Annotated in this window: 18 protein-coding genes; 7 read left to right on the forward strand and 11 right to left on the reverse strand. The window is 72.6% G+C overall.

The genetic code is table 11. The features are described from left to right. Positions 1-80: 80 nt before the first annotated feature. From J4709_RS14780 to J4709_RS14795, 4 genes are all read right to left on the reverse strand, one after another. Positions 81-851, reverse strand: a complete 771-nt coding sequence (locus J4709_RS14780; RefSeq protein WP_208241046.1) for a succinate dehydrogenase/fumarate reductase iron-sulfur subunit — start codon at positions 849-851, stop codon at positions 81-83. Beyond that, complete coding sequence (locus tag J4709_RS14785) at positions 848-2,833, reverse strand: fumarate reductase/succinate dehydrogenase flavoprotein subunit (RefSeq protein WP_208241047.1); 1,986 nt, start codon at positions 2,831-2,833, stop codon at positions 848-850. The genes J4709_RS14780 and J4709_RS14785 overlap by 4 nt, the downstream gene beginning before the upstream one ends. Positions 2,834-2,845: 12 nt before the next feature. Continuing rightward, positions 2,846-3,676 (reverse strand): succinate dehydrogenase subunit SdhC, encoded by an 831-nt coding sequence (sdhC, locus tag J4709_RS14790; protein WP_208241048.1) that lies wholly within the window; start codon positions 3,674-3,676, stop codon positions 2,846-2,848. A 345-nt stretch (positions 3,677-4,021) separates the two neighbouring features. Continuing rightward, positions 4,022-4,693, reverse strand: coding sequence for a helix-turn-helix domain-containing protein (locus J4709_RS14795; protein ID WP_208241049.1), 672 nt, complete (start codon positions 4,691-4,693; stop codon positions 4,022-4,024). Positions 4,694-4,822: 129 nt separating this feature from the next. Between J4709_RS14795 and J4709_RS14800 the strand changes: the two genes are divergently transcribed. Both J4709_RS14800 and J4709_RS14805 read left to right on the forward strand, forming a co-directional pair. After that, positions 4,823-5,413, forward strand: coding sequence for a hypothetical protein (locus tag J4709_RS14800; RefSeq protein ID WP_208241050.1), 591 nt, complete (start codon positions 4,823-4,825; stop codon positions 5,411-5,413). Positions 5,414-5,418: 5 nt separating this feature from the next. Continuing rightward, a complete protein-coding gene (locus tag J4709_RS14805; protein WP_208241051.1) occupies positions 5,419-5,982 on the forward strand; it encodes an OmpA family protein in 564 nt (187 codons plus the stop codon). A gap of 33 nt (positions 5,983-6,015) precedes the next feature. On the opposite strand, the gene J4709_RS14810 is transcribed toward J4709_RS14805, so the two are convergent. Beyond that, positions 6,016-6,873 carry a serine/threonine-protein kinase gene (locus J4709_RS14810; protein WP_208241052.1) on the reverse strand — a complete coding sequence of 286 codons (858 nt, stop codon included), beginning with the start codon at positions 6,871-6,873 and terminating at the stop codon, positions 6,016-6,018. Between the two features lie 182 nt (positions 6,874-7,055). On the opposite strand from J4709_RS14810, the gene J4709_RS14815 reads away from it, so the two are divergent. Next, positions 7,056-8,531 (forward strand): LCP family protein, encoded by a 1,476-nt coding sequence (locus tag J4709_RS14815; protein ID WP_208241053.1) that lies wholly within the window; start codon positions 7,056-7,058, stop codon positions 8,529-8,531. 3 nt (positions 8,532-8,534) lie between these two features. Here J4709_RS14815 and J4709_RS14820 read toward each other — a convergent pair whose 3' ends face one another. From J4709_RS14820 to J4709_RS14845, 6 genes are all read right to left on the reverse strand, one after another. Beyond that, entirely contained in the window at positions 8,535-9,155 is a 621-nt protein-coding gene (locus J4709_RS14820) for a prepilin peptidase (protein ID WP_208241054.1), read from the reverse strand. Between the two features lie 158 nt (positions 9,156-9,313). Further along, positions 9,314-9,751 carry a hypothetical protein gene (locus J4709_RS14825; protein ID WP_208241055.1) on the reverse strand — a complete coding sequence of 146 codons (438 nt, stop codon included), beginning with the start codon at positions 9,749-9,751 and terminating at the stop codon, positions 9,314-9,316. Continuing rightward, a complete protein-coding gene (locus J4709_RS14830; protein ID WP_208241056.1) occupies positions 9,748-10,311 on the reverse strand; it encodes a hypothetical protein in 564 nt (187 codons plus the stop codon). The genes J4709_RS14825 and J4709_RS14830 overlap by 4 nt, the downstream gene beginning before the upstream one ends. Position 10,312: 1 nt before the next feature. Next, on the reverse strand, positions 10,313-11,881 hold the full coding sequence (locus J4709_RS14835) for a hypothetical protein (RefSeq protein WP_208241057.1): 1,569 nt from the start codon (positions 11,879-11,881) through the stop codon (positions 10,313-10,315). Between the two features lie 42 nt (positions 11,882-11,923). Beyond that, positions 11,924-12,340, reverse strand: a complete 417-nt coding sequence (locus J4709_RS14840; RefSeq protein ID WP_208241058.1) for a DUF3592 domain-containing protein — start codon at positions 12,338-12,340, stop codon at positions 11,924-11,926. A 52-nt stretch (positions 12,341-12,392) separates the two neighbouring features. After that, positions 12,393-13,607, reverse strand: a complete 1,215-nt coding sequence (locus tag J4709_RS14845) for a C40 family peptidase (protein ID WP_208241059.1) — start codon at positions 13,605-13,607, stop codon at positions 12,393-12,395. Positions 13,608-13,799: 192 nt separating this feature from the next. Between J4709_RS14845 and J4709_RS14850 the strand changes: the two genes are divergently transcribed. The 4 genes from J4709_RS14850 to J4709_RS14865 all read left to right on the forward strand — a co-directional run. Further along, the gene (locus J4709_RS14850; protein ID WP_208241060.1) at positions 13,800-14,177 is read left to right on the forward strand and encodes a hypothetical protein; all 378 of its coding nucleotides are present in this window, start codon (positions 13,800-13,802) and stop codon (positions 14,175-14,177) included. 127 nt (positions 14,178-14,304) lie between these two features. Next, positions 14,305-15,966, forward strand: coding sequence for a Flp family type IVb pilin (locus J4709_RS14855; protein WP_208241061.1), 1,662 nt, complete (start codon positions 14,305-14,307; stop codon positions 15,964-15,966). An 11-nt stretch (positions 15,967-15,977) separates the two neighbouring features. After that, a complete protein-coding gene (locus J4709_RS14860; protein ID WP_208241062.1) occupies positions 15,978-16,412 on the forward strand; it encodes a hypothetical protein in 435 nt (144 codons plus the stop codon). 110 nt (positions 16,413-16,522) lie between these two features. Then, positions 16,523-17,491 (forward strand): serine/threonine-protein kinase (locus J4709_RS14865; RefSeq protein WP_208241063.1); only part of this gene is annotated, 969 nt, incomplete at its 3' end.

Here is a 17,491-nt window from a genome sequence, read left to right on the forward strand (position 1 = left end):
AACGGCGGTACGGCGGGCGGCGGTCCGGGGGCATCGCCGCCCGCCGTCGCCGCCCGCCGTCACCGGGGCCGTCCGCCGCCTCAGGCGGAGGGGGTGTCCTGCCCCTTCCTGACGATGCCGAGCTTGGTGCCGAGCCACACGACCGGGTCGTACTTGCGGCCGACGACCCGCTCCTTCATCGGGATCAGCGCGTTGTCGGTGATCTTGATGTGCTCGGGGCACACCTCGGTGCAGCACTTGGTGATGTTGCAGAACCCGAGGCCGTGGTCCTTCGCCGCGATCTCACGCCGGTCCGCCTGGTCGGCCGGGTGCATCTCCAGCTCCGCGATCCGCATGAGGAACCGCGGCCCGGCGAACTCGGGCTTGTTCTCCTCGTGGTCGCGGATCACGTGGCAGACGTTCTGGCACAGGTAGCACTCGATGCACTTGCGGAACTCCTGCGAGCGCTCGACGTCCTCCTGCTGCATCCGGAACTCGCCCGGCTTGACGTCGCCCGGGTCGAACGAGGGGATCTGCCGCGCCTTCTCGTAGTTGAACGACACGTCCGTCACGAGGTCGCGGATCACCGGGAACGTCCGGATCGGCGTGACGGTGATCGTCTCGTCCTCGGTGAAGGTGGACATCCGCGTCATGCACATCAGCCGCGGCATGCCGTTGATCTCCGCCGAGCACGACCCGCACTTGCCGGCCTTGCAGTTCCACCGGACGGCGAGGTCGGGCGCCTGCGTCGCCTGCAGCCGGTGGATGATGTCGAGGACGACCTCGCCCTCGTTCACCTCGACCGTGTAGTCCGTCAGCTCGCCCGCACCGTCGTCGCCGCGCCAGACCTTGAACTTGGCCTCGTAGCTCATCGGTCGCCCTCCTCGTTCTCCTCGGCGGAGTCCTCCTCGGCGGACGCCTCCGCCGGCGCCGGCTCGGCGGCCACCTCGGCCGGCAGCTCCTCGGCGGTGAGGTACTTCTTCAGCTCGTCGGTCTCGAACAGCGCGAGCAGGTCCTCGCGCATCGGCACCATCGGCTGCCGCTTCAGCTCGACGTGCGGGGACGCCGGGTCGCCGGCGAGGCCGCAGACCAGGTTCACCTTCCGCCAGTCCGCCGACATCTGCGGGTAGTCGTCGCGGGTGTGCCCGCCGCGGCTCTCCTGCCGCTCCAGCGCCGCCTTCGCGACCGCCTCCGACACCAGCATCATGTTCCGCAGGTCCAGCGACAGGTGCCAGCCCGGGTGGTAGCCGCGGCCGTCGTCGCCCACCGCGACCGGCGTGACGCCGACGTTGGCGACCCGCTCGCGCAGCTTGCCGAGCGCCTCGATCGCCTGCTGCAGCTCCCCCTCCTTGCGGATGATGCCGACCAGGTCGTTCATCGTCTGCTGCAGCTCGGCGTGGACGGCGTAGGGGTTCTCGCCGTCCTCCCGCTCGAACGGCGCGAGCGCCTCGGTGACCGCCGCCTCGACCTCCGCCTCGGGGACGGCGGGACGCTCGGGCAGGCCGTCCACGTACTCCGACGCGCCGAGCCCGGCCCGCCGGCCGAAGACGAGCAGGTCCGACAGGGAGTTGCCGCCGAGCCGGTTCGAGCCGTGCATGCCGCCGGAGACCTCGCCGGCCGCGAACAGGCCCGGCACCTTCGCCGCGCCGGTGTCCGGGTCGACCTCGACGCCGCCCATCACGTAGTGGCAGGTCGGCCCGACCTCCATCGGCTCCTTGGTGATGTCGACGTCCGCCAGCTCCTTGAACTGGTGGTGCATCGACGGCAGCCGCCGGACGATCTCCGCCGCGCCGCCCGGCATCCGGTCGACGACGGTGAGGAACACCCCGCCGTGCGGCGACCCCCGGCCGGCCTTCACCTCGGAGTTGATCGCGCGCGCGACCTCGTCGCGGGGCAGCAGCTCCGGCGGCCGCTTGTTGTTGTCGGGGTCGTCGTACCAGCGGTCGCCCTCGGCCTCGGTGGTGGCGTACTGGTTCTTGAACACCTCGGGGACGTAGTCGAACATGAACCGCTTGCCCTCGGAGTTCTTGAGGACGCCGCGGTCGCCGCGCACCGACTCGGTGACGAGGATCCCCTTCACCGACGGCGGCCAGACCATCCCGGTCGGGTGGAACTGCACGAACTCCATGTTCAGCAGCGTCGCGCCGGCCAGCAGCGCCAGCGAGTGCCCGTCGCCGGTGTACTCCCAGGAGTTCGACGTCACCTTGAACGCCTTGCCGATGCCGCCGGTCGCCAGCACCACCGCCGGCGCCTCGAACACCACGAACCTGCCGGTCTCGCGGACGTAGGCGAACGCGCCGCAGATCCGGTCGCCGTCCTTGAGCAGCCGCGTCACGGTCGTCTCGGCCCACACCTTGAGCCGGGACTCGTAGTCGCCGGTCTCGGCGTGGTCCTCCTGCTGCAGCGCGACGATCTTCTGCTGCGTGGTGCGGATCAGCTCCAGGCCCGTCCGGTCGCCGACGTGCGCCAGCCGCGGGTACTCGTGCCCGCCGAAGTTGCGCTGGCTGATCTTGCCTTCCTTGGTGCGGTCGAACAGCGCGCCCCAGTGCTCCAGCTCCCAGATGCGCTCGGGCGCCTCCTTGGCGTGCAGCTCGGCCATCCGCCAGCTGTTCATGAACTTGCCGCCGCGCATGGTGTCGCGGAAGTGCACCATCCAGTTGTCGTTGGGGTTGGCGTTCCCCATCGCCGCGGCGGCGCCGCCCTCCGCCATCACCGTGTGCGCCTTGCCGAACAGCGACTTGGAGATGATCGCGGTCTTCTTGCCCTGGAGGCGGGCCTCGATCGCCGCCCGCAGCCCGGCGCCGCCGGCACCGATCACCACGACGTCGTAGGCGTGCCTCTCGATCTCAGTCATGATCCTTTGGCCTCAGTTGAAGATGCGGGGGTCGGAGAAGACGCCGCCGGCCACGAACGCGACGTAGGCGTCGGCCACCACCAGCGAGCCGAGCGTGATCAGGGCGTAGGTCCCGTGGTTCTGGTTGATCTTGGAGACCCAGCCCCACATGCGGTACCGGAGGGGGTGCTTGGAGAAGTTCTTCAGCCGCCCGCCGACGATGTGCCGGCACGAGTGGCACGACAGCGTGTACAGCCACAGCAGGACCACGTTCGCGACGAGGATGATCGTGCCGAGCCCGATGCCGAACCCGCCGTCCTTGCCGTGGAAGGCGCGGACCGCGTCCCAGGTGTTGATGACGGAGATGAGGAACGCGGCCATCCAGAAGTAGCGGTGCAGGTTCTGGCCGATGAGGGGGAAGCGGCGCTCGCCGGTGTACTTGCCGTGCGGCTCGCGGACCGCGCAGGCCTGCGGCGCCGCCCAGAACGAGCGGTAGTAGGCCTTGCGGTAGTAGTAGCAGGTCAGCCGGAACAGCAGCAGGAACGGCAGCGTGATGATGGCGAAGGGGATGAAGCCCCTGGTGCCGGCCGGCAGGAAGGTGCCGAACTCCGCGGCGTCGCCGGTGTGCCCGTTGACGGTGACGTTGTTGCAGATGTCGTTCAGGCAGGGCGAGTAGAACGGCGTCAGGTAGTGGTACTCGGGGACGTAGAACGCCGCGCCCCAGAACGCCCTGACCGTCGCGTACACCACCCACGCCGTGAAGATCACGAATGTGGTGATCGGATACAGGCGCCAGTTGTCCTTGCGGAGCGTGCGTTCCTTGATCTGGGCGCGCGACTTGGCCGGCGCCTCCATAGTGCTCATCGATCGCTCTCCTGAGCTCGGGTCGTCGTGTCCCCGTACCACGGTCTGAGCGCACTCGCGCGGCCGTCGCGCCCGGCCAGAGGCACCGTCCCGGATGCGGACGGTGACGCCTCGTGTGCGCTTCCAGCGAAGCGACCCTACGCCAAGCCGCAGGAGCTGTGACATACATAACAGCCAGACCCGTATGTGACCCTGACCACAGACTTTAGCCCTCGAAACGCGATACTGCACCGGCCGGTTCTCATAACCAGTCGTTATGGCCCAGCGGAATGGAGACGAGCGCGCCACGGCATGACCGACCGGCCACCGCGGCGGCGGGGGCGGGGCGGCGGACGGTGGTCGCGCTCAGTAGCCGCGGGCGCCCCGGACGACGCGGGCGTAGTGGGCCTCGGCCTCGCTCGTGCGCCCGTTCCCGTAGACGCGCAGCAGTTCCGCGAGGTCCGGGAAGCGGTCGCCGATGAGCCCGGCTGCGGCCTCGATGTCGGCGGCGGAGGCGACCTCGCGCAGCAGCGACTGGACGACCCGCGCCGGCTGCTCGGCGTGCACGGGCGCCCCGTCCGCGACCCCGCCCTGCGCTGCACTGCCCTGCGCTGCACCGCCCTGCGCCAGGTCGCCGTGCGGTGGGCCGCCCTGCGCGGCGCCGTCGGACGGCCGGCCGCCGGCGGCGCGGCCGGAGTCCGCGAGCCGCAGGCCCGAGGTCGTCGCCGCCGTCTCGGCGCCGATCGCCGCCAGCCGCTCCTTGACCTCGGCCGCCGGCATCGACCGGAAGCCCGGATCGGCGGCGAGCTCCTCGGCGGCCAGCAGCCGGTGCAGGACGGCCGGGTTGCTGATCTTCGCGCGCTGCGCCGACATCAGCTGCGACAGCATCGGCGCCGACAGCCCGAGGACGCCGGCGAGCGCCGACTGCGAGAGGTCGAGGCGGGCCAGCAGCCGGCGGACGCGATCGCCCAGCGGCTCGCCGTACCACTCGGTCTGCAGCACCCGGTTCCGGACGACCGTCTCCGCGGCAACGCCCATTTCGCCGCCCCCTTGACTTTTCGCAGTTGCAAACGCTACCTTCTCGAACGCAATGATGGACCGTGGCCCACAACCATGGTGCCACGGCAAAGACTCTTTGCATATGCGACGAACCGGAAAGGGCCGTACATGCGCCTGTCACCCCGCCCGGCCGCGATGACGGCCGCCGCCCTGCTGCTCGCCGGCTCGCTCGCCGGCTGCTCCGACTCCGACGGCGACGCCGGCAACGGCTCCGGCAAAAGCGCCGGAGCCGGCGCCGGCGCCCCGACGTCCGCCGCGGCGCCCAAGAGCACCGTGAACGGGGCGAACCTCGACAACGCCACCGAAGCCCTGGTGAAGGGCACCTTCGACAGCCCGATGGCCCAGGGCGCCAAGGTCGACATCGCCATCATGGGGCTGCGCGTGAAGGGCGCGCTGGCCACGCTCACCACCCGGATGACCCCGCACGTCCCGGGCGGCCAGCGCATCAACGCCTACCGGCTCAACGGCGAGCACGGCCTCGGCACGTCCCTGATCGACCCGGTGAACCTCAAGCGCTACAACATCGTGAAGGACTCCGACGGCAAGTCGCTCGGCACGGACGACATCTTCACCAACATGACGAACGAGCAGGCCACACCCTTCTACTACACCTTCGCCGCCCCGCCGGAGAACGTGAAGGCCATCGACGTGCAGATCGGGTCGTGGCCGACGTTCCACGACGTCCCGGTCCAGCGGTGAACCGCATGCGCAGGACCGCCGTCGTCGCGGGCGCGCTGAGCGCGGTACTCGCCGTCCCGCCCGTCGCGGCGGCCGCCGCGGAGCCCGGCGCGCCGGACCCGAACCTGACGGCGAGCGTGCTGTCCCTCGACACCGGCGCCTCCGTCGTCGCCCTCGACCTCAAGGAGTCGGTCGTCTCGCTGGAGCAGGAGAAGACCGACGGCGGGCAGGTCACCGTCAGCCTCTCGGCGGACGTCCTGTTCGACTTCGGCAAGGCGACGCTCACCGCCGCCGCGCGGCGCCGCATCGCCGACCTGGCCCCGCGCCTCCGGCAGGCCCGCGGCGCCGTCCAGGTGTCCGGCCACTCCGACTCCATCGGCGACGCCGGCTACAACCTGACGCTGTCGAAGCAGCGCGCCGACGCGGTCAAGTCCGAACTGCTGAACGTCCTGAAGGGGGCGGGCCCGCGGATCGACGCCAAGGGGTACGGCGAGACCAGGCCGGTCGCACCGAACGAGAGCGGCGGCAAGGACGACCCGGAGGGCCGCGCCAAGAACCGCCGCGTCGAGATCGTCTACCGGACGTCCTGACCCGACCCGCCCGGCGCCGGGCGGGCGGCGCGGTCAGCGGGCGTGCGCCGGCGGCGCGCCGAGGTGGTCGAAGATCTGCAGCGGTTCGCCGTCCACGGTGAGGGCGGGGAACCGCAGGTCCGGGCGGTGCGGGGCGAGGGCCCGGCGCGCGGCGTCCGCGTCCGCGAACCGCCGCGCCGGATCCGGGTCGCACAGGTGCGACAGCACCGTCCACAGCATCGGCGGCACCCCGGCGGGCCGCGCCCCGATCCGCTGCCGCGGCTCCGGATCGCCCGCCCCGGTCAGCATCCGCCAGCCGACCATGCCCGCCGCGTACAGGTCCTGCCGCGGCCCCGGACGGTCCCGGTCGAGCACCTCCGGCGCCAGGTAGCCCGGCGTGCCCACCGCGAACCCGGTCGTGGTGAACCGCACGTCGTCGTCGCCGAGCGCGATCCCGAAGTCGGCGAGCCGCACGTGCGGCGCGCCGACCGGGCTCGGCTCCAGCAGCAGGTTCGCCGGCTTCACGTCGCGGTGGACGATCCCCGCCCGGTGGATGCGGCCGAGCGCGGCCAGCATCTGGTCCAGCACCTCCGCCGCGTACTCCGGCGGCAGCCGCCCGTAGTCGCCGAGCAGCGTCTCCAGCGACCCGCCGCCCACCAGGTCCATCGCCAGCAGCACGTCCTCGCCCGCCATGCACGACGCGTAGGGCGTCACCACGTGCGGATGCGCGAGCCGCAGCGCCTGCTCGCGCACCACCCGCAGCACCGACGTCCGGCCGTCGCACCGGACGAGCTTCGCCGCGCAGTACCGCCGCTCCACCCGGTCGTAGGCGCGCCGCACCCGGCTCGTCGCGCCCGCGCCGATCCGGTCGAGCAGGACGAACCGGCCGCCGACCACCCATGCCCCGTCCACGGGAGAGATCGTACGGAAAACGCGACCGCAAGGGATCAGAGCCACAATTCAACCGGAGATGACAACAGAACGGGCGTATCGCGCATCCAATAAGGAGACGTACGCACCTCCCGCCCCCTGCCTAGACTGACGAACCCTCCCAGACCACGCGCCCCGGACAGGGCCCGCCCGAAACTGGACGAATGAGCGACAAAGACCCCGGCCGCGACGACCTCGCGGGGGACACCGCCGCCCACAGCAACCCCGACGAGCCGGCCGGGCCGGACGGCGACGCCGGCCCGCCGCGGGCCCCGGCCGCCCGCGCACGGCGCCGCCGGTTCCTGCGCTGGACCGCGATCGGCGCCGCGTCCGTCGTCCTGCTCGGCGGGGCCGGGGCCGCCTGGCTCTACCACGACCTCGTCGGCGGCATCGACCAGAAGCACGTCGGCGGGCAGCTCGGCTCCAACCGGCCGAAGAAGCTCAACAAGTCGCTCAACATCCTGCTGCTCGGCTCCGACACCCGCTCCGGCGGCAACGCCGAGTACGCCGCCGACGGCGTCTCCGGCGCCCGCTCCGACACCGCGATCCTGCTGCACCTGTCGCCCAACCGCGACCAGGCCGTCGGCATCAGCTTCCCCCGCGACTCGATGGTGAAGATCCCCGAGTGCAAGAAGGACGGCGGCGGCACCGTCCCCGCCCAGTTCGGCATGCTCAACTCGGCGTTCTCCCTCGCCGGGCCGACCTGCACGTGGAAGACCCTGGAGGGCCTCACCGGCATCCACATCGACCACTTCGTGCAGATCGACTTCTCCGGCTTCAAGCGGATGGTCGACGCGCTCGGCGGCGTCCAGATCTGCGTCGACAAGCCCGTCAACGACCCCCGCGCCGAACTGCACCTCAAGGCCGGCAAGCAGACCGTCAAGGGCACCCAGGCGCTCGGCTACGTCCGCGCCCGCTACTCCCTCGGCGACGGCTCCGACCTCGAGCGCATCCAGCGGCAGCAGAAGTTCATGGCGGCCGTCGTCGACAAGGCCACCAGCGGCTCGGTGCTCACCGACCCGGCGAAGACCTACAAGTTCCTCAAGGCCGCGACCAAGTCGCTGACCACCGACGACGGCCTCGACCTCGCGACCATGAAGAAGCTCGCCGACGGCCTCAAGGGAATGGACGCCGGCAAGGTCCGGTTCGTCACCGTCCCGGTGGAGGGCTACGCCCCCGACCCCAACCGCGTCCAGTGGAACCAGCAGCAGGCCAAGCCGCTGTTCGACGCGATCCGGCACGACAACGACCTGCCCGCCGCCCCCGCCAAGCCCGGCCCCGCCGAGCAGGCCCCGCCCGACCCCGGCAAGGTCGCCGTCACCGTCGTCGACGCGGGCGCCCCCAAGGCCGCGGTCCAGCGCGCGCTCAAGCAGCTCGCCAAGCGCGGTTTCAAGGTCGCGGCGAAGACCGGGAAGGCCGCCCCCGCCGCCGAGAGCCGGCTCGTCTACAACCCGTCCGCCGAGGCCCAGGCGTCCGCGCTCGCCCGCGACGTCCCCGACGCGCTCCTCACCGCCGACGGCTCCGCCCCCGCGGGTGGCGTCCGGCTCGTCCTCGGCAGGAACGGCGTCCACTTCGCCCCGCAGACCCTCAACAAGATCAAGGGAGGCGTCAAGGCCGGGCAGAAGAACCCCTGCGCGTGACCGCTACCCCGCCGCCGCCAGCACCGCGACGAGCGTCCCGGCCAGCATGCAGGGCCCGAACGGGAACTCCCCCTTCCGGCTGCGCCGCACGACCATGATCGCGATGGCGGCGCAGCCGCCGAGCAGGTAGGTCAGCAGCAGCCCGGTCACCCAGGCGGTCTGCCCGAACCAGCCGAGGCAGAGCCCGAGCACGCCCGACAGCTTGACGTCCCCGAGCCCGATCCCCGACGGCACCGCGAACGCCTGCACGGCATAGATCGCGAACAGCGCCGCCATCCCGATGACGGCGTGCTCGGCGCGGCTCAGCCCGTCGCCGGCGAACGGGGCCGCCGCCCCGAGCAGCACCGCCGCGATGCCGTAGGAGGGCAGCGTGAACCGGTCCGGCAACCGCTTGACCCGCATGTCGATGAAGGCGAGCACGGTGCCCACGGTCGCGAGGTAGAGCAGTGCCGGGAGGACGGGGCTCAGCCCGGCCCGCCACCCCAGCAGCCCGTAGACGGCCGCCGTGGTCGCCGCCATGAGCAGGCGCCGCCGGCGCGGGACGTCGCCGGTGTACGGTGCCGCCATCGGAGCCATGAGCAGTCCGGTGACGAACCCCAGCGGGACCAACACGAACGCGACCATCGACCCTTCCCCATGCCGGGACCCGGTGCACCCACGTGCACGATAACCGGGCGGGCGCCCGCGGTCCGCACCGTCCGGCGTTCTCGTTCCGGCGCCCGGCTCCGGGCACCGCTGCCCGGGCCGCGGCCGGGCTCCGCCCCGCGCCCCCGGTCACCGCCTCATCCTCCGTAGGACCAGGGCGACGTCCTCGCCGCGGACGCGATGCGCGCGCGGTGCAGGACGGCGGCGAGGCCCCCGCCCACCGCCGCCTGCAGCGTCCAGACGGGGAGGCCGATCAGGTCGCCGCCGCTGATCCCGGCGTGCCCGCCCAGCCCGGCCAGCCCTGCCATCAGCGCGAGGAAGGCCGTGTACCCGGCGGCGCCCGCGAGCGCTCCGGCGCCGGCGACCCGCGGCGGGCTGCCCGTCCGCAGGGACATCCGGGCGGCGAGATACCCGCCGCAGGCCCGCACGGCCGTGCCGAGCCCCCAGGACAGGACCCCGGCCGAGAGCCCGGGGCCGGAGTCCGGCTCCTGGACGAGGCCGAGCACGGCCATGAGCAGCACCGTGCCGGCGATCGCCGCCACGGCGCCGGTGAGCACGGCCCTGGCCCTCATCATGCGGCCTCCGAGACCCGTGCGGTCGCGATGATCCGCCGCGCGGCCGCCTCGTCATAGGCGGACGTCTCGCCGCCGTACCGGATGTCGTACTGCGGTCCCGACGGCGTGCCGATGACCACGTCCAGCTGCTTGCTGGGCACCTGCGGATACGTCGTCTCCAGCACCGCCGCCTCCGTCGCGCCCGGCACGCGGACCGCCCGCCCGGTGGTCCGGGCGTCCGGCGAGCCGCCCTTGATCATGTCCTCGATGAGCTCGGCGCGCAGGGCCACGCCGCCGAGGTCGCGTCCCTCCTGGAACACCTGGACCCCGGGCGGCGGGACCCGCCGCCCGGGGTCCGCGGCCACCGCGCCCCGCGACAGCTCCAGCGCGACGCCCCGCTGCCTCGGCGTGATCCGGGCCATGCCCGCGGGCGGGACGAAGGACAGGGCGGCGACGGCGACGGCGCCGGGCAGCGGGCTCCGCCCGGCCGCGGAGCGCGGCCCGCCGCCCCCTCCGCACCCCGGGCAACAGGCCAGCGCGAGCACGGCGGTCAGGACGGCGAGCGTGCGAGTGCGGCCCATCTCAGCCCCTCGGGCAGTTCGCGAGCGCCTGCCAGCCCGCGGACGGCGCCTCGTTGTCGAAGTACTTCCCCGACCGGTACCGGGCCCACGTCTTGTCATCGGTCATGCCGGCGCCGAACCCCTTGCGCTTGATGCCCTTCTCCCCGAGCACGCTCCCGCCCTCGATCGTGTTCCCGCTCGTGTCGTACTCGAACTGGACGAGCTGGCCGTGCGCGGCGAACGCCCGGCCGTACTGGTCCAGTGCCTCGCCCAGGTGGCGGGGGCTCTGCAGCCTGGGCACGGCCACCATTCCGCCGACGGTGACGAAAAGGCGGTCGAAGGCGGCCCTGTTCTCCGGTTCCGTCAGGTCCAGGCTGTAGAGCCGGCTCGTCTTGTGGCCTTCGGTGCCCTTGTGCTTGTCCGAGCCGGTCTTCTTGTCGTTCGGCCCGCCCTTCACGGTCAAGGACTTCCCGCCCTTCCACTCGGTGTCGAGCTGGAGGGTGAACCGCGTGGGAACGCCGTTCCGGTCGAACGTCACGGACTGCGTGCCGGCCACTCCGGCGCCGCCCTCCAGCGCCGCCTTCAGGCCGGCGTCGAAGGCGCCCGGAAAGAGCCGGCCGAAGTCCGCGCCGCCCTGCAGCTTCCCGCTGGCGTCCAGCGTGAACCTCTGCGTGAAGATGCGCATCCCGTTGTTCTGCGGGTTCTTCTTGTCGTCGACGACCACGGTGACGTCGCCGGACGCCGTCTGCTTGCCTTCGGCGCCCGCCTCCAGGCCGAGCCCCACCTTCTCGCCGCCCAGCTGCTTGGCGCCGCTCCACTGGCCGCCCGCGGTCGCCTCCTCGCCCACCCGGAACGTGATCGCCGTGGGCGTCTGCCCCTCCTCGGCGTCCATTTTCCGGGTGTCCTTCCCGCGGATCCACGCCCAGGCCTTCTTGGCTCCATGCACCACCTCGGCGGCGCCGTTCTCCACGGCCTCCCCCTCGGAGCCCCCGAGCCCGCTCAGCACCCGCTTCCAGGTCGAGCCGCGCCGGGAGTCCAGGAATTTCTGTGCGGCGGCGTACGGGTCCTTCCCGTCCGAGCCGTTGAAGTCGTAGCGGAAACCGAGTTCGGTGTTGATGCCGGCGAACGCCGACACGCTGATCTTTCCCTTGCCGCCCGCCTTCAGCCTGTCGTTCAGCTTGCCGAGCTTTCCGACATCGGTCCGGTCCCCCGTCTCCACGCCCAGCCCGCTTCTCCCGGTGAGCGTCACCTGCGCCGTCCGCTGGCCGGTCCCGGGCACGACCTGGGTGACGATCCCGTCCTTGCCGGCGGCGTCTCCGCGGATTCCGCGGAACGCGAGGTTGAATCCCAGCGACCGGTTCTTGTCGTCCACATTGCACCTGGTCCAGGTCAGCGGGCGCGCCCCTCTGGTCCCGGATTCGCAGTTCCCTCCGAAGACCCGGCAAATGGCGGATCCCACCTGCTCGGCGAATACCCCGGAGACCGTGAGCAGCAGCGCCGCGACGACCACCGTCGCGACCGTGACCAGCGCCGCGTACTCGATTCCCGATGCTCCACGGTCGCGGCGGGCACGGGAGAAGAACCCGTCCATGCACAGGAACCGTAGAACGCGCCCATTTAGGGCGACAGGGCCTCAGGACCCAAACATGAACGGCAGGATGACGAAATACACGACCGGCGGAACGCCGATGACGAGCGCGAGATAAGTGGAGGCGCCGCTGCGGCGCAGACCCGCCAGGCGGAACCGCTCGGGCCGGGACGGGTCGTACCTGATCCGCGCCGGCTCCCCCACCTTCAGCGCCAGGCTCGTCGACCAGCCGCCGCACACGCCGCGGACCTCCCGGCCGTCGGGGGCCGTGAAGCTGACGACCGGCGCGTAGAGGACGTCGCGCCTGCCCTCGTCGAAGTGCTCCTTCTCCCTGATCTCCACGGCGACGCCGGTCACCTCGGGCCAGCGGCGGGTCCGCCACGTCCGCGCCAGGCCCCGCAGGGCGGCGGCCCACACGGCCGCGGCGACCGCGGCCGCGGCGAAGGCGATGACCTGGGACACGGCGGTTCCCTTCTGTGCGCGGCCCGGGCGCGGCCGGGACCGCGGGCGCCCGTCACCCGAATCGTCGTGCGTAGTCCGGCTGGCGCAGCGGCGAGATCTTCACGACGTCACCGGTCTGCGGCGCCTCGACCATCTGGTTGTCACCGTAATAGATGGCGACGTGATGGCTCGGGTCCGGTCCGAAGAAAAGCAGGTCGCCTGCCTGCAATTGGTCGAGCGGCACCGCGGTTCCACGAGGGTCGTGGAGTTGGCTGCCGGTGAAATGCCCCAGGGCGATCCTGCCCCGCGATGCCTGGTAAACGGCGTACATCGTCAGGCCGCTGCAGTCGAAACCGTAATAGTTGCGGCCGTCGTAACCGCCCGGCGAACAGCAGATCCCGCGCGTCGGGCCGTCATAGCTGCCGCCGCCCCAGGCGTAGGCGGTGCCCCGCCAGCACAGCGCCCACGCGACGACGGCGCCGCCGAAGGGGAGGTCGTCGGCCGGCCGTTTGCCCGTCTTGGCGCACTCGGAGGCGACCACTCCGCCGCCGCCCGCCGTCCCGCCGAGCCCGTCGGGACGGCCGTCGTAGGCGATCGGGTTCTCGTGATCGACGAGGCGGAGCTTGAACAGCCGGGTCACCCGAGCGCGGTCACCGCCGGGATAGACCGTGACGTTGTCGCACCTCAGCCTCGAGATCGGGCCGATGCCGGTGGCGCCGGGCAAGGGGTTCACGAAGTCGAACGCGCACTGCGGCGAGATCATCGCGGCGACGGCCTTCGCCGTCGCGAACCGCCCGATCCCCTTCTTCCCCTGCGCGTCGGTGCACAGGTCGCGCTTGTTCCGCAGATCGTCGCGTTCCTTCGCGGTCAGCTCCTCCTTGCGCTTGAGCTGGCATTCCTTCGTCGCCACCTCGACCATGGCGGTGTCGCCGCGCATGCCGCTGAGCCGCGTCCGGGTCACCTTCATCCGGTTCTGGGCGGCGTACTCGGCCGCGGCGCTCTCCGGCGGCGCGCCGACCGACCAGTAGCCGGCGGCGGACGGGTCGATGCCGTCCAGGGCCAGGGACACGGCGCGGTCGCGCAGCGGGGCGAGCGTGCCGAGCGCCGCGGCGTCCGCGCCCGCCTGCGCACGGGTGAACATGTCGTCGGCCTGCGCGATCCGGCCGACGATGAGGATGCCCGCGGCGAGCAGCACCGCCACCGTCATGACCACGGCCGCCGTGGCGACGCCCTCGTCACCGCGGTCCCCGCCCCCGTACCGGATCCGGCGCAGCATCCGCGTCCCCATCGCTCCAAGATCGGACCAATCCGTCGGAAAACCGTAGGCGCGGGTCCGGACGCCGCGACAGGGCCCTGGGGCCCAATTGCCGGTGCCCGGCGGCGGTGCGGCCGGCGGGGCGCCCTGCGCCGCCGCGGTGCCGTACGGTGCTCGCGTCGGGAGCCCGAATTCGCGACCGCCGCGTCGGCGGGGAGGTGCCTCGTGCCCAAGCCGGTGAGAGCCGTTCAGATCCTGATGTTCCTGGTCGCCGCCATCACGCTGCTGACGACCCTGGCGTTCCTGATCTCGGTGGGCGTCACCGCGGCGGCCCTCGGCGCCGCCGCCTGGCTCGTCCTGCCCGGGGTGGTCGGCCTCGTGCTGGCGCTGCGCGTGCCCACCGGCGGCAAGGCGCTGCGGCGCGGGATCATCGTGCTGGAGGCGTTCTACATCCTGCTCGCGCTCGCCGCCATCGGCCGGAGCGATCCGCGCGGCGTCGCCAACCTGGTCCTGCCCGTCGTGATCCTGGTCCTGCTGTTCCGTCCGCCGGCGAAGCGCCATTTCGCCGGCCGGGCCCCGGTGGCCCCCGACTCCTACTTCTGAGCCCCCGCGGCCGGTTCCGGCCACGCCCCGAATCAGGGCCCTCGACTGGGTCCCTGGGCTCAGGTGCCGGGCGTCCGCCGTCCCCTACATTCCGGGGGATCCGTGATCGGCGGGAGGTGGGCGCGCGGTGCTGTGCAGGCGGTGGGAGCGGGCACGGGACGACTCCGGCGCGACGGGCATCGAGTACGCCGCCCTCGTGCTCGTCTCCATCGCCGTCGTCATCGGGGTCCTGGCCTCGGTGATCCCGGGCGCCCTGACGCCCAAGGCGCGCAACGCGGTCTGCTCGGCGTTCCAGGGCAAGGGCTGCACGGTCTCCGCTCCGGCCGGCGACGACGGCGGTCCGGGCACCGGGGGCGGCACGGGAACGGGGACCGGCGACGGCGACGCGCCGGCGACCGGACGTCCCGCGGGCGACGGCGGGAAGAGCGCGCCCCGGGACGGATGGGGTCCCCAATGGAACAAGCCCTTCGCCGGGCAGTCTCCCGTGAAGGCCGCGCTGGGCGGCTTCGGCCATCAGGTCGGCGGCTTCTTCAAGGGCGTCGGCTCCTTCTTCAAGGATGCGGGCGAAGGGCTCTGGGGCGGTGTCTGGGGCGACCTGACCGGCCTCAAGGACCTCGTCGTCCACCCCGTCAACTCCGCGAAGGGCCTGTGGTGGGCCGTCACCCACCCCACGCAGTCCGTGCCGCTGCTCGTCTGGGACGACAAGTCCCGCGAGGACTGGCGGAACGGGAAGAAGGTCCGGGCCGTCTTCCGGGGCGTCTGGAACGTGGGCTCGTGGTTCATCCCGTACTACGACATCGGCAAGGGCGTCAGCAAGATCGGCAAGCTGGGCAAGGTCGCCGACGAGGCGGGCAAGGCCGGCAAGCTCAGCAAGGCGGCCCGGCTCGCCGAGGAGGCCGAGGAGGCCGCCGCCCGGGCGCGCAAGGCCGCCCGATCGGGGGACGTGCCCGCCGCCCGGAAGGCCGCCGCGGACGCCCGCAAGAAGGCCGACGACGCCGACCAGGAGGCCAGACGCGCCGGCTGCAAGGCCGTCGGCCTCGGCCCCCCGCGGCCGGCCGCCCTCTTCGGGCGGATGGCCGCCGTCCCGGCGGCGTTCCCGGCCCGGCTCACGGCCGCGCTCCCGGCCGCGCGCGCGGGAGGCGAGTGCGGCGACGCGGAGAAGGCGCGCAAGGCCGCCGACGAGGCGGAACGGCAGCTCCGCACCGCCGAGCGGGCGCAGAAGATCAAGGAGATCGACGACGCGCTCGCCGCCAAGCGCTACGAGGACGCCGACGGCCTCTCCGACGAGCTGGAGAAGATGGCCGGGGACGCCGAGCAGCGCGCGGCGAAGGACCCCACGCCGGAGAACCGGAAGGAGGCGCAGGACGCGCGGGCGGACGCCGACCGGGCCCGCAACAAGATCATCGACAAGAAGATCGCGGAGAACGCCGCCTCCCCCGAGGCCAACGTCCGGGTGCCCGCCGAGGTGGCCCGGGAGCTGCGGTCCATCGTGCGAAACTTCGAGAAGAAGTACGGGCCGAACGGCAAGGACGGGGAGATCGACATCGAGACCAACAAGTCGATCATCGAGGTGGCCAACGGCAAGAACGCCAAGGGCAAGGTCTCCCAGGCGACCCGCAACACCGGCAACCCGATCACCAACCCCTCCGGCAAGCCCATCATCATCTACGCGCCCAACATGAAGTACGGGGCGATCAAGAACCTGAGGCTGAAGACCAATGCGACCGTCGTGCAGAACATGGACGAGCTCAAGCAGGCCCTGCGCGATCTCGGCGAGCCCGTGCCCTGACCGAGGCCGCCGTGGCTGAGTCGGTCTTCCTGGTCTTCGGCGAGGAACTCGACCCCGCGCGGTTCGTCGAGCTCGTCGTCTCGCTCGGCGGCGTGACGGGCCCGGGCGAGCGCGGCGACGCCAGGCTCTCCGACGGCCACGCGCACGTGTGGGTGCACCTGACCGGGCTCCCCGAGGACGATCCGGACGAGCTCGCCGTGTACGAGGCGCGGCTCGGCGGCCGGGTCGTGGCCGAGGCGGAACTGGAGATCTCCCGCACGAAGGGCAGCGAAGGGCTGGCCTGGCGGATCGTCGACGCCGCCGCCCGCCGCTGGCGGTTCGTCGTGTTCAACGGGCACGACGAACCGGAGGTGGGCGTCCGCACGGTGGACGAGCTGCGCGCCCGCGTCGCGTCCGGCGCGTCCAGCGTGTTCTGGCCTCCGGACCCCGGCGACGCAGGCGGCTGAGGCCCCTTGGGGGGCAGGCGGCTGAGGCCCGGGAGGGCCGCGCCGGCCGCGGCGCGGCCGCGATCCCGCGCCCTTGCCGCCGCCAAGGGCAGTGGCTACCGTCAGGACGCATGTCCTCGGCGGATGCTGGCGAAGCCCCTCTGCACGGCCGGCACCTCGGCCCGTACCGCCTGGTACGGGTCCTCGGCGAGGGAGGCATGGGCACCGTCCACCTGGCCGAGGACCAGGACGGCAACGAGGTGGCGGTCAAGGTCGTCAACCGGCGGCTCGCGGACGACCCGAGGTTCCGGGAGCGGTTCCGGCGGGAGGTGGCGGCGGCGCGCCGCGTGCGGCCCTTCTGCACCGCGCCCGTCCTGGACGCCGACCTCGACGGGGAGCCGCTGTACATCGTCACCGAGTACATCCACGGGCCGACCCTCGACGAGACCGTGTCCCGGCACGGCCCGCTCGGCGGCGCCGACCTGGAGGGGCTGGCCGCCGGGGTCGCCACCGCGCTCACCGCCGTGCACGGCGCCGGGGTCGTCCACCGCGACCTCAAGCCCGCCAACATCCTGCTGTCGCCGTTCGGCCCCCGGGTGATCGACTTCGGCATCGCCCGGGAGGCGGCCGGCGGCGGCCCGCTGACCGAGACCGGCGAGACGATGGGCACCCCCTCCTACCTGGCGCCCGAGGGTCTGCTCGGGCTGCCGGTCACCCCCGCCGCCGACGTGTTCGCCTGGGGCTGCGTCGTCGCCTTCGCCGGACTCGGCCGGCCGCCCTTCGACGGCGCGACCGTCGGCGAGACGCTCTACCGGACCGTGCACGAACCTCCGCGGCTGGAGGGCCTCGAACCGCGGCTGCGCGAGCTCGTCGGCCGGGCCCTCGCCAAGGACCCGGCCGCGCGGCCCACCGCCGTCGGGCTGCTGGAGGAGCTGACCGGCCGCACCGACCCGGAGAGCGCCGTCCGCGCCGGGGCCGCCGCCGGGCCGACGGCCCCGGACATGCGGGCCGCAACGGCGCGGACGCCGACGACGCCGGCCCCGGACGCGCCCTCGCCCGAGGCGCTCACGCGGCCCGCGCCCGGCCGCCGGCCGGCGGAC

Origin of the sequence: Actinomadura violacea, assembly GCF_017573465.1 — a bacterium.
GTDB classification, from domain to species: domain Bacteria; phylum Actinomycetota; class Actinomycetes; order Streptosporangiales; family Streptosporangiaceae; genus Spirillospora; species Spirillospora violacea.

Excerpts from the sequence above, each read along its gene's own strand:
- J4709_RS14780 (WP_208241046.1), bottom strand. The coding sequence starts at position 851 with ATGAGCTACGAGGCCAAGTTCAAGGTCTGGCGCGGCGACGACGGTGCG.
- J4709_RS14785 (WP_208241047.1), bottom strand. The coding sequence starts at position 2,833 with ATGACTGAGATCGAGAGGCACGCCTACGACGTCGTGGTGATCGGTGCC.
- sdhC (WP_208241048.1), bottom strand. The coding sequence starts at position 3,676 with ATGAGCACTATGGAGGCGCCGGCCAAGTCGCGCGCCCAGATCAAGGAA.
- J4709_RS14795 (WP_208241049.1), bottom strand. The coding sequence starts at position 4,693 with ATGGGCGTTGCCGCGGAGACGGTCGTCCGGAACCGGGTGCTGCAGACC.
- J4709_RS14800 (WP_208241050.1), top strand. The coding sequence starts at position 4,823 with ATGCGCCTGTCACCCCGCCCGGCCGCGATGACGGCCGCCGCCCTGCTG.
- J4709_RS14805 (WP_208241051.1), top strand. The coding sequence starts at position 5,419 with ATGCGCAGGACCGCCGTCGTCGCGGGCGCGCTGAGCGCGGTACTCGCC.
- J4709_RS14815 (WP_208241053.1), top strand. The coding sequence starts at position 7,056 with ATGAGCGACAAAGACCCCGGCCGCGACGACCTCGCGGGGGACACCGCC.
- J4709_RS14820 (WP_208241054.1), bottom strand. The coding sequence starts at position 9,155 with ATGGTCGCGTTCGTGTTGGTCCCGCTGGGGTTCGTCACCGGACTGCTC.
- J4709_RS14825 (WP_208241055.1), bottom strand. The coding sequence starts at position 9,751 with ATGATGAGGGCCAGGGCCGTGCTCACCGGCGCCGTGGCGGCGATCGCC.
- J4709_RS14830 (WP_208241056.1), bottom strand. The coding sequence starts at position 10,311 with ATGGGCCGCACTCGCACGCTCGCCGTCCTGACCGCCGTGCTCGCGCTG.
- J4709_RS14835 (WP_208241057.1), bottom strand. The coding sequence starts at position 11,881 with ATGGACGGGTTCTTCTCCCGTGCCCGCCGCGACCGTGGAGCATCGGGA.
- J4709_RS14845 (WP_208241059.1), bottom strand. The coding sequence starts at position 13,607 with ATGGGGACGCGGATGCTGCGCCGGATCCGGTACGGGGGCGGGGACCGC.